At 69.2% G+C, this 10,531-nt stretch carries 11 protein-coding genes and 2 pseudogenes; 5 read left to right on the forward strand and 8 right to left on the reverse strand.

Going from position 1 to position 10,531, the window contains the following annotated elements:
• The first annotated feature begins 45 nt into the window (after positions 1-45).
• The 4 genes from ABH925_RS10695 (at position 46) to ABH925_RS10710 (ending at position 3,196) form a co-directional block, all read left to right on the forward strand.
• Complete coding sequence (locus tag ABH925_RS10695; RefSeq protein ID WP_370147122.1) at positions 46-672, forward strand: hypothetical protein; 627 nt, start codon at positions 46-48, stop codon at positions 670-672.
• 308 nt (positions 673-980) lie between these two features.
• Complete coding sequence (locus tag ABH925_RS10700) at positions 981-1,343, forward strand: hypothetical protein (RefSeq protein ID WP_370147123.1); 363 nt, start codon at positions 981-983, stop codon at positions 1,341-1,343.
• Positions 1,344-1,626: 283 nt separating this feature from the next.
• Positions 1,627-2,316 carry an SDR family NAD(P)-dependent oxidoreductase gene (locus ABH925_RS10705; protein ID WP_370147124.1) on the forward strand — a complete coding sequence of 230 codons (690 nt, stop codon included), beginning with the start codon at positions 1,627-1,629 and terminating at the stop codon, positions 2,314-2,316.
• A 340-nt stretch (positions 2,317-2,656) separates the two neighbouring features.
• Positions 2,657-3,196, forward strand: coding sequence for a DUF4232 domain-containing protein (locus ABH925_RS10710; RefSeq protein ID WP_370147125.1), 540 nt, complete (start codon positions 2,657-2,659; stop codon positions 3,194-3,196).
• A gap of 199 nt (positions 3,197-3,395) precedes the next feature.
• On the opposite strand, the gene ABH925_RS10715 is transcribed toward ABH925_RS10710, so the two are convergent.
• From ABH925_RS10715 to ABH925_RS10735, 5 genes and pseudogenes are all read right to left on the reverse strand, one after another.
• Positions 3,396-4,475: a MerR family transcriptional regulator gene (locus ABH925_RS10715; RefSeq protein WP_370147126.1), complete on the reverse strand. Its 1,080-nt coding sequence runs from the start codon at positions 4,473-4,475 to the stop codon at positions 3,396-3,398.
• 593 nt (positions 4,476-5,068) lie between these two features.
• Positions 5,069-5,665: an NADPH-dependent F420 reductase gene (locus tag ABH925_RS10720; RefSeq protein ID WP_370147127.1), complete on the reverse strand. Its 597-nt coding sequence runs from the start codon at positions 5,663-5,665 to the stop codon at positions 5,069-5,071.
• A 41-nt stretch (positions 5,666-5,706) separates the two neighbouring features.
• Positions 5,707-5,874: pseudogene (locus tag ABH925_RS10725) on the reverse strand (3'(2'),5'-bisphosphate nucleotidase CysQ); the annotation flags it as partial.
• 142 nt (positions 5,875-6,016) lie between these two features.
• Positions 6,017-6,808 carry an alpha/beta fold hydrolase gene (locus tag ABH925_RS10730; protein WP_370147128.1) on the reverse strand — a complete coding sequence of 264 codons (792 nt, stop codon included), beginning with the start codon at positions 6,806-6,808 and terminating at the stop codon, positions 6,017-6,019.
• A gap of 41 nt (positions 6,809-6,849) precedes the next feature.
• Positions 6,850-7,665, reverse strand: coding sequence for a 3'(2'),5'-bisphosphate nucleotidase CysQ (locus ABH925_RS10735; RefSeq protein WP_370147129.1), 816 nt, complete (start codon positions 7,663-7,665; stop codon positions 6,850-6,852).
• A 138-nt stretch (positions 7,666-7,803) separates the two neighbouring features.
• On the opposite strand from ABH925_RS10735, the gene ABH925_RS10740 reads away from it, so the two are divergent.
• The gene (locus ABH925_RS10740; RefSeq protein ID WP_370147130.1) at positions 7,804-8,712 is read left to right on the forward strand and encodes a LysR family transcriptional regulator; all 909 of its coding nucleotides are present in this window, start codon (positions 7,804-7,806) and stop codon (positions 8,710-8,712) included.
• A 453-nt stretch (positions 8,713-9,165) separates the two neighbouring features.
• On the opposite strand, the gene ABH925_RS10745 is transcribed toward ABH925_RS10740, so the two are convergent.
• From ABH925_RS10745 to ABH925_RS10755, 3 genes and pseudogenes are all read right to left on the reverse strand, one after another.
• Entirely contained in the window at positions 9,166-9,711 is a 546-nt protein-coding gene (locus ABH925_RS10745) for a hypothetical protein (protein ID WP_370147131.1), read from the reverse strand.
• On the reverse strand, positions 9,678-9,938 hold the full coding sequence (locus tag ABH925_RS10750) for a hypothetical protein (RefSeq protein WP_370147132.1): 261 nt from the start codon (positions 9,936-9,938) through the stop codon (positions 9,678-9,680). Before ABH925_RS10750 ends, ABH925_RS10745 begins: the two co-directional genes overlap by 34 nt.
• Positions 9,935-10,313: pseudogene (locus ABH925_RS10755) on the reverse strand (radical SAM protein); the annotation flags it as partial. The gene ABH925_RS10750 and the pseudogene ABH925_RS10755, both read right to left, overlap by 4 nt.
• Between the last annotated feature and the right edge of the window lie 218 nt (positions 10,314-10,531).

The following is a 10,531-nucleotide window of genomic DNA, read 5'->3' on the forward strand; positions in this document are numbered from 1 at the left end:
CCGGTGCTGACGCGGGTTCCCACTCGCTGCGGCGAGGGCGCCGAGTTGCTCGCGGTCACCCCCGAGCTGTCGCTGGCGTGGAAAGTGACGCGGCTGGTCAACGACATCTGGCCACGGGGCAGGGATATGTACGACGCAGCCCTACTCGCCGAGCTCCACCCGCTCCCCTACAGCCTGTTGGGGGACGCAATGCGTGACGCAGACCCCCGAACCGCCGAGGACCCCTTCCGCCTGGTGCATCTGCTCGAACTCGACCTCGGTGGGGATCGCGAGCACTCCGCCAACGAATATCCCGGCCATGTCGCCAGTACCTGGCAGAGCTGCCTGCACCGCCTCGCGGTCGCCCTGGAACCCGAGCTCACCCGGGTGGGCGCGCGGGAGCGCGGCCCCGTCACCCAAGCCGAGATGGCGGCCTGGCTCGCTTCCCCGATCGCGAGGTACCGTCACCACCTGGACAGCAGCGGTGATCTGGACGCCGTCCTCGTGGCAATGGCCGACGACGGTGTCCGGCTGCGCAGCGTAGTCGTCATCACACGGGAGCTACTCGACCCGACTCGCTGCACCCCGCACGCTGCCTGGGAGCGGATCGCCCATGCCCCTGTCTTCACGCAGTGGTTGCCGTGGGCTGCGCGCGGGTCCGACAATTTCCAGAGCTTCCTGAACAACCTGTGAGCTCACCACGGCCTCGTTCTCGATGCCTTCTCTTGTTTCCCAGCGCCTGGGATTCCCCAAGGACGGCCACATGACGGGGAGTCATCTGGCCACGCTTGACACTACGGTGAGTGACGATGCCAGCCCCAGCCGTCCGTACAACCGACGTCCGCCTGACGCACCCCACGCCCGCCTCTCGACGGAGGAGGTGGTGCGAAACGCTCGGAACGTTTCGCATGCGCGTCCAAACAGCTGGCGGGCGCGTCCGCTTCCGTAGGATCCTCGTTCCGGACGGCTCGCCACGCAGGGAAGCCGGGAATCGGGGGAACGTGGACGCGATCAGCATCGCGGTGGTGCTCATGGCGGGCGGCTACGCCGTCAACGGGACACTGGACCGGGTCCGGCGCATGCGCAACGAGCGCCGCGAGGAGCAGGAGAAGGCCCTGCGGGGTCCCGAACCCGTCTGCGGTTGCGGCCACCACCTTGCTTACCACGACCTCCACGACGGCCGCTGCTACGCGGAGGTCAAGCGCAAGGGCGTCGGCAGCAGCGACGGCGGGGGGAAGACAAAGGGCGGGACGGCTGCCCAGTGCACCTGTCGCCGCTACGCGGGCCCCGAACCGCTGGCCACCCTCTACGCCCCCGAGCTCACCTCGGACTCCCGCCCACCATTGGAGCCACCGGCCGCGTAGCGGCTGCGGGTCAGGTCGAGGGCGGTGCGAGTCATCGACCGGTACCGCTCACCATCCGTAGCTGGGTATCCGCCGCCGGGGAGCGCAACTGGCCGCCGGTGGGGACCGCCAGGGAATCGCTGGCTGTCCATGGGGAGATGATCTTGGCCGCTGACACGCGTGGAGCGGTCCACGACCAGTGATGCGATGGCACGATGGGCCTCGGCGCCCTGGTTGAGCTGCATCGCGGACCGCGTCGTAAACCACTGGCCGGTCGTATCGTCGCGGAGGGAAGCTGTGCCCCATGACGACAACCTTGATCACCGGGGCCAACAAGGGCCTGGGCCACGAGACCGCCCGCCGCCTGATCGCCGCGGGGCACACCGTCTACCTGGGAGCGCGCAGCATCGAGCGGGGCGCGGCGGCCGCGGCCGGGCTCGGCGCCCGGTTCGTGCAGCTCGATGTCACCGACGATGCGTCGGTCACTGCCGCGGTGGCCGTCATTGAGGCCGACGGCGGCCTGGACGTCTTGGTCAACAATGCCGGAATCGAGGTGCGGTCACCGGGGGGCGACATCATCGGCGCCGCGGAGCTGACCGCCGACGTGATGCGGGAGGTGTTCGAGACCAACGTCTTCGGCCTGGTCCGGGTGACCCACGCCTTCCTGCCCCTGCTGGAACGCTCCGCCGCCCCGGTCGTGGTCAATGTCAGCAGTGGCCTGGCCTCGCTGGCCCGGGCCGGCAAGGGGTACCCGGGGGTTGCCTACCCGGTCTCCAAGACCGCGGTCAACATGCTCACCGTGCAGTTCGCCACGGCGTTCCCGTGGATGCGGATCAACGCGGTGGAGCCCGGATACACCGCGACGGACCTGAATCGGCACGCAGGTACGCAGACCGTCGAGCAGGGCGCCGAGATCATCGTTCGGATGGCTCAGCTGGGGCCGGACGGCCCGACCGGCGGCTACTTCGACGCGGCGGGCCCTCTGCCCTGGTAGGCGACGAGGTTGACGACACGGTCCGCGATGCCGCTCGACCAGGCCGTGACGTGACACCAGTGAACCGGAGCGGTGGCTGCCCGAAGGGCCAGGCAGGTGCAGAGGCCGGGGCGGCTCGCTCGCGCCAAGTCCGGTGAGAAGCCGGTCGCCCCCGACGCGGCCGATGCCGGCGCCCGTGACCGCTGGGGTCGAGTCGAGGACGGAACCAGGGCGTGCACGGCTGCTGTCCCCTGCGGCCCGGTCGCGGCGGCGGGTGGCGATTCACGGAATCGTGGAACTGGAACCTCAGCAACTGGCGTCACCCGTAAGTAAGTTGATCGTACAGATATGGGGAGTCGATATGAGGGCACGTCTGAGGAAGGCCGCGGGTCTGACCACGGCGGTGACCGCGCTGCTGGTCGCGGGAAGCGCCGGCTCCGCCGTCGCCGCCGCGGGGCCGAGCGCCCGCGCTCCGCAGCGCTGCCACACCGCCGCCCTCGGCGCCTCGCTCCGCGCGGTGGGCAGCCAGGAGGGGATGGGCAACCGCGGCGAGGACCTGGTGCTCACCAACACCTCGCACCAGACCTGCACCGTCTACGGGTACCCCGGGGTCGGGCTGCAGAACGCCCGGCACTCGGTGCTCCCGATCAAGGTCGTCTGGGGCTCCACCTACTTCGCCGCCGACCCGCGCCCGCACACCATCACCCTCAAGCCGGGCCAGTCCGCCTACGCCGACCTCGCCTGGAACGCGCCCTACGGCACCAGGTCGGTGACGCCGTCCTACCTCGAGGTCACCCCGCCGAACGAGTTCACCTACCGGACGATCCGCTTCGCCCCGGGGGCGATCAACGACGGCGTCCTGCGCGTCACGGCGCTCTCGGCCCGGCCGGTCGGCGGCTGACCGCCCGCGGAGTCGGACCTGCAGCGCGGGCGCCAGATGGTGGGCTCAACTCCTCGACACAGGACCGACGGCTGAGGTGGGAAGGCGCTCAGTGGCGGTGCGGAAGGCGAAGGTGCCCAGCATCGTACGGGCCAACGTGCTCACCGCTCATGCGGGATGCCAAAGCGAGCGACCGATTCCGATGTGAAGTCGCTTGCTCCTACTGCTGGAGTTCCAGCACGTCGGCGACCACGCAGCTGACGTTGTCGGGGGCGCCGGTGCGGTTGGCCAGGGCGATGAGCTCGCGGACGGCGTGCCCGGGATCGGCGACGGCGCAGACGACCTGGTGCAGGTCCTCGGTCGCGACGACCGACGACAGGCCGTCGGAGCACAGCAGGTAGCGGTCTCCCGGCCGGGCGTCGTGCAGGCGAATGTCGGCGGCGGCATCGGATGCCCCGGTCAGGGCCCGCATCAGCAGCGAGCGCTGTGGGTGGGAGGTGGCTTCGTCCGCGGTGATGCGGCCCTGGTCGACCATCGCCTGCACCAGGGTGTGGTCGTGGGTGATCTGGAAGAGCTCGCTGTCGCGCAGCAGGTAGGCGCGGGAGTCGCCGATGTGGACCAGGGCCAGTTGGGATCCGGTCCAGAGCATCGCGGTCAGGGTCGTGCCCGCCTCCTGCGGTCCGGGGCCGGCGGAGGCGATGGCGCGCACGGCCTGCTGGGCCTGCTCGATCGCGTCGCGCAGCACGTTGAGGAGGTCGCCCGCCGGGATGCTGTCGTTTTCCAGGTGTTTGAGGGCCTCGACGGCGGCCGCGCTGGCGGGGGCGCCGGCGGGGCCGAAGCCGTCGGCCACCGCGAGCAGCCGGGATCCGGCGTAGGCGGTGTCCTGGTTGCTGTCGCGGACCAGGCCGGTGTCGGACAGTGCGGCGTAGCGGATGTGCAGGGGGTTGGTGGTCGATGCCATGACGGGGTCCTTCCAGGACAGGTGGTCGATGAGGAAGGTGGCCAGGTCCCGGCGTGCGGCGGTGTCGGCTTCGACCTGGTTCCAGAACGCGCGGACCTCCCGCGCGGCTGTGGCTGGGTCCAGCCCGCAGACCTCGCGGATGCGGCCCAGCGGCATTCCGAGCCGGCGCAGCCAGGCCACCAGCTGGGCCCGTTCCAGTTGCCCGGGGGCGTAGAACCGGTAGCCGGTCGCCGGGTCGACGCGGGCCGGGGGCAGCAGTCCGAGCTCGTCGTACAGGCGCAGCGCCTTCGGCGACAGCCTCGACGCCTTGGCGAACGCCCCGATGGTCAGCAGCCCCATGCCCACTCCTCCTCGTACCGGGCACCTCGCCCGGCCCCACTGATGCTGGGGGTTGCCCCCAGGTGAAGGTCAACCAGGGGTGAGTCTGCGGCGAGATGGCCGTCGCACCAGATGGCGTTGCACTCAGCGGCGTCATGGCCGGCAACGTCCAGGCCTCCAGGCCGAGGTCGTCAAGGAACTCGCCGCGCGGTACCAGTGCCGAGGTATGTCAGGATGCGCAACCATGACGGCGCACCAGGACGGCAGGAGTCAGTTGCTACGCCCCGATGGGGGGGGTTCGCCCATGCGGCGCTGAACGACTTTTAAATCAACTCGCTGTCTTGATCTCTGACGGTGGTGTGATGCCGTGGCGGGTGGCGAGGCCGATGAGGTCGTCCAGGGTTGCCAGTCGGGTGTCGGCGGGCTCGATGGTGTGGCCGGCAACCCGCTACGCAAGCGCTTCCGCCGTGAGATGAGCCGATTCCTCGGTGCGAGAGCGACGGCCCCGGAAGGTTGGCCACGAGTCGCCGTCCGGCGCTGAATCGCTGGCCCTGGCCGCGATGTCGTATCCGTTCTGGATGTGGTCCCGCCGGGGGCGGTGCGCTGGGTACGGGTCAGCGGGCGATTGAGATCGCGAAGGGTGTGAATCCGGTGGACCGGATGACGTGCGGGACGAAGAGGATCGCGGCCTCCGTGGCGCGGGCGGTCTGGATCCCGCCGAGGTCGGTGATCCATTCCTTGTGCCAGCCGAGGTCGGTGAGCAGTTCGCGGACGGTCTGCTTGGCCTGCGGATCCTCGCCGGAGAGGAACGCGGTCGGTGTTTGGGTGAGCGTGGCCGGCGCGGTCATCACCGGGAAGAGCATGGTGTTGAGTGTCTTGACGACGCGGGTTTCGGGGAGTGCTTCCTGGAGCTGTTCGGCGAGGCTCGAGCCGGGGTAGATCAGATCGGCGGGCAGTCCGTCCGGTCCGTCGGTGGTGGCGTTGGAGACATCGACGAGGACCTTGTCCCGCAGTTCCTCGCGCAGAGCTGTGAGCCGGTCCAGCGAGCCGGCTCCCGGGGTGGCGTTGATGACGATCCGGGCTGTCCGGGCAGCGTCGGCGGCAGCGCCCGGCGCGCGGTCCGCCACGGTCACCTCATGCCCTGCCCGGACCAGGGCTGTGGCCAGGTTGCCGCCGACGCGGCCGTTTCCGAGAACTGCGATCGTGGTCATGATGTTGTGGTCTTTCCGTGGGTGCGGGTTGTGGTGCCCGGTCAGCGTGAGAGCGTGGCGACGGCCTCGGCGTGGACGCCGGGCGCGGCGGCCGGGAAGCTTTCGCTCTGCGGGGTCCAGGGGCGGCCCTGGGCGTCGGAGATCTGTCCGCCGGCTTCGGTGACGAGCAGCGCTCCGGGGAGCAGGTCCGCGCGGGCGCCGGCGAACTGCATCTTCACGGCCTTCGTCGTTGTCACGTGGGACCTTGGTCGGAACAGACGATCACAGGAAGGACGCCTACTGCGTCCCGCAATTGCCAGTCCAGGTGATCAAGTACGGCGCACTGTTCGCCCCCCGAGGCTGCAGAGCAAACTAGCTGAAGAACTGATGGACGCGGGAGGCGAACCATTCGGGTTGTGCCAGGTGCGGATAGTGCGTGCGGGTCGGTGTCTGCTCGGCCACGGCCCCGGGGATACGGTCGGTGAGCCAGTCGGCGTAGTCCCCACCGGGATCGGTTCCGTGCAAGGACAGGTACGGAACGTCGGGCGGGAGACTCGTGGTACGTCGAGACCACGCCGCCAGCGTGTCTGCGTCCCAATCAAGCAACGGGGTCCAAAACCCGCTGAAAACTTCCTGGTCGAGGGCGCGACGGCGCTCGATGTCGGCCACCAGCGCAGGGTCCAGCTCGCCGTACAGCTGGGCGAAAACCGTACGAACGAAGTCGGCGAAGCCCTCTCCCCGCACGGCGGCGACTATCTCCGCAGGAAGTGGACCGACCCGCAGCGACTGGTCGACATTGACCACGCCATGAGTCGGGTAACGGGCCGCGTAGGCAGTCGCAATCACCCCGCCGAGGGAGTGACCGACGATGAACGGGGATTGGTCCTCGCCCAGGGACTCGATCAGCTGGTGGATATCCTCCACCGACTCGTCGATCCCGTACGGCCGGGCCCGAGGCGAGTCACCGTGGCCACGCAGGTCGACGCTCAGCACGCGGAAGTGCTGCTGCAGGTTAACGGGGTTCCAGAAGCGCCGGTTTTCGGTGATGCCGTGGACGGCCACGAGCATCGGTCCCGTGCCGTCGAGGTCGTGGGCCAGTTGGCTATTGGCTGTGGCCAGGTTGCCGCCGACGCGGCCGTTTCCGAGAACTGCGATCGTGGTCATGATGTTGTGGTCTTTCCGTGGGTGCGGGTTGTGGTGCCCGGTCAGCGTGAGAGCGTGGCGACGGCCTCGGCGTGGACGCCGGGCGCGGCGGCCAGGAAGCTTTCGCTCTGCGGGGTCCAGGGGCGGCCCTGGGCGTCGGAGATCTGTCCGCCGGCCTCGGTGACGAGCAACGCTCCGGCGAGCAGGTCCGCGCGGGCGCCGGCGAACTGCCAGAAGGCGTCGATCCGGCCGGCGGCCACGTTCAGTAGGTGCAGGGTCGCGGGCACGGCGGCGCGGACGACGAGCGCGTCGAAGAGCATCGCGGTGATCGAGGAGCCGACGCGCCGCACGACCTTCTGGTCCTCGTCGGGCCGGGCCTGGCTTGTGGCCACGATGCTCAGGCCGAGGTCCGCAGTGGGGGAGACGTGCAGTGGCCGGCCGTCGAGGTGGGCACCCGCGCCGGTGAGCGCGGTGTAGGTCTCGCCGGTCAACGGCAGGTGGACCGCGGTGAGCACCGGTTGGTTGTCGCGCACGAGGGTGGCGGTCACCGCCCACTCGGGCAGGGCGTGCAGGTGGTTGACGTTGCCTTCGGCCGGATCCACGACCCACCATTCGCCGGGCGGCAGCGCCCCGCCGTCCAGCTCGTCCTCCACCCAGTCGGCGTCCGGGCGCAGGCTCGTGAGGCGGGGGCGCAGGATGTCGAGAGCCGTGTCGTCGTTGGCGGCGAGCGCGCGCATCAGCTCTTCGCGGGTCTGGTAGCGGACCACCTCGCCGAAGCGCTCGCGCAACGCCGAACCCGCTTCACGCACGGCGATCGCGGTCTGGCCGAGCACGTCGGCGTCGGAGGCGGCGTCAGTGGTCTGAAGCGCTTCGGACATGGTGAATTCCCCTTGTGAGTGGCAGATGATGAGGCCATACCGGCCGACCTGTGCGCTCTGTTCAGCGTTCTGGTCTCGAAGCTATACAGCCCCTTGATTAACTTCAAATGCATGTAAAGAACGGCTAGGATTACTCACATGCAATTGGATTTGAACCTGCTGGCCGCGCTCGACGCGCTGCTGGAGGAGGGCAGTGTGGCCGGCGCGGCCGCACGCCTGCATGTCACCGCTCCCGCGATGAGTCGCAGCCTGGGCCGAATCCGGCGCACGACCGGGGATCAGATCTTGGTGCGCACCGGCCGCACGATGACCCCGACGCCGTACGCGATCGCCGTCAGGGAACAGGTGCACGAGCTGCTGCACCGGGTCCAGGGGGTGCTGGCACCGAGCCGTGAACTCGATCTGGCAACGTTGGAGCGCACCTTCACACTCCGCTGGCATGATTCCCTGGTCGCCCTGAGCGGCCCCACACTGCTCTCGGCCGTGCGGGAAGAGGCGCCGGGCGTGCGATTGCGCTTCGTCGCGGAATCGAGCATCGACACCCCCGAGTTGAGGCGAGGCGAGGTCGACCTGGAGGCGAACGCCAACCGCCCGAGCGCACCTGACATCCGTGCCGAGAACGTGGGCGAGACCCGCCTCGTCATCGTCGTGAGGCAGGGGCACCCCCTCACCCGTGTCAGGGCCGTCACCGCCAAGCGGTACGCCGCCGCTGCGCACGTCACCGTCTCGCGACGTGGGAACCTCGGCAATGCCCTCGACGACGCCCTCGCGCGGCTCGGCCTCACCCGCCGTGTGGTGGCGACCGTGCCCACGGAAGCGGCCGCGCTGGAGTTCGCGCGCGGCTCGGATCTCCTGGTCTGCGTCCCCGAAGCCACTACGCGCTCAGCGGTCGCCGACCTCGGCCTGGTCGTGCTCCCCCTCCCGCTCGAACTGCCGTCGGCACCGATATACCTGTCATGGCATCAGCGATACGACACCGACCACGCCCACGCCTGGCTGCGCGGGCTGGCGCGAACCGCGCTGGCCATGGGCGGAGCGTCGTCGTAGTCGGCGCCGTCCGGCCGCTTCAACCGGCAGTGCTGACGCCTGAGACAGCACGTCACCCCCGCCTGGGCCAGCCGTCACGGTTCGAATAGGACCCGAAGGAATACCGTGTCCTGCGGTCCCATTCCTCACCCGTCACCAGTTCATATGCATTCTGGGCTACATACAGCAGCCACTCACCCTCCAGCGTCGTTGCCGTGAACGGCGCGAACCCGGACGGTCGCTCGTCCTTGGCCCGCTGCCGGGCACGCGCGAGCATCGAGGGCATGATGTCAAGCCCTGTGACATCGACACCCGCTCACGCGATCGGCAGGGTGATGCGCCCGGTTCCGCAGGCCACCTCCGGGACCGGACCGCCCGCTCGGACCGCTTGGCCGTGGAAGAACGGGATGTCGTGGGTGCGCGCGGCGAACTCCTGATCGCAGAAGTCCGCGTCGTCGTATACCGCCAGGTCTTTCAGTGGTTTCCTCGCGCCACCGCCGACATCGGGCCGAAAGCGTCAGCGAGGCTGGTCAGGATGGAGCCGGACCAGCGGCTCTCCCCGAACACGCTGACCGGCAGGGCGAGCAAGCCGCACTCGCGCTGGAGCGTCTCGGCTGGGATTTCAACCGGGAAGAAGTAGTTACCGGGACAAGTCCGGCTCGCCATGGGAATCGCGCCGAGCACCTCGTCCGGCAGCCGTTCGAACAATCGCTCAGCCCGTGCGGCCAGTTCGTCGACGACCTGCCGGGGCACGTCACTGTGCTCGGTCAGCAGACGGTCGGCGAGCCTCAGCTGTGCCGGCGCCGGCGGATCCGCCCGGAACGCTTCGGCCAGTTCGGCTTGCGCCGCACCCAGGAGGACCACGCCGAACGTGCGTGGCCACAGCCATCCCTTGGTGACCGAGTGCAGCAGGACCGCACGACCGGTGTCCAGCCATCGCCGTGTGCCGGCGGCGAACGGGGCTCCCAGGTCATAGACGCTGTCGATCAGCAGGTGGCGTGTGGCGATTCCCGCAGCCACGAAATCACCGCGGCGCACTCGGCATCGGAGAGGTACCGGCCCAGCGGCTTGCTGGGATTGGCGAGCAGCAGGTATTCGGGTCGGTCGTCCGCCGGCGACCCCGGCAGGGCCGGTGCCGGCAGCGTCGGGTAGGACGCGGGCGCCAGGCCGGCAGCGCGGGCCAGCTCGAAGTAGACCGGGTACACGTCGCTGGGCAGCCGGAATTCCTGGAACTCGTCGAACCTCATGCCGCTGCACCTTCCGGAACGATCTCGCTGGCCTGGTCTTCCAAGGAGGCGTCACAGCGCCCGTCGGCCATGACGTTCCAGCTGCGGGCGATCCCGCTGGTGCGTTCCCACAGCAGGCTGGGCTCGGTGTAGGCGGCGATCCACATCGGCCGGCCGGTCCAGCTGCCGTGGTAGACCGGTGCCCCAGGGCAGGCGGCTCGCCAGTTCGAAGCTGTGCTGCTCGGCGAACCGGGTGACGACGGACAGCGAAACCTGGTGCTCCCGGCTCCAGACGTTGGCGGCGCGGTCGAAGTAGAGCGACTCAGTGCTGGTGGAGACGTAGAGCTCTTTGAAGCAGACTTCCTCGACACCGAGAGCCGCAGCCCACGAAAGGTAGCGAGTATCGCGCGGTTCCCGAGGGTGAAGGACGGCTTGGGGCTGCCTCGTTCCAGGACGGCCAACTGGTGTCGGAGCACCAATATCTCGACGTCCTTGGCCGCGGAGGAGCGTGCCAGCAGGGGTCATGTCCCTTGGAGTGGTGTAACGGTCGCATGCCAACGGTTATGCGGTGGGCGGTAGTTCGTCGGGGGTGTGCGGGTCGGGGTAGATCTTTT

The organism is Streptacidiphilus sp. EB129 (assembly GCF_041262645.1).
In the GTDB taxonomy this organism is placed as follows: Bacteria; Actinomycetota; Actinomycetes; order Streptomycetales; family Streptomycetaceae; genus Streptacidiphilus.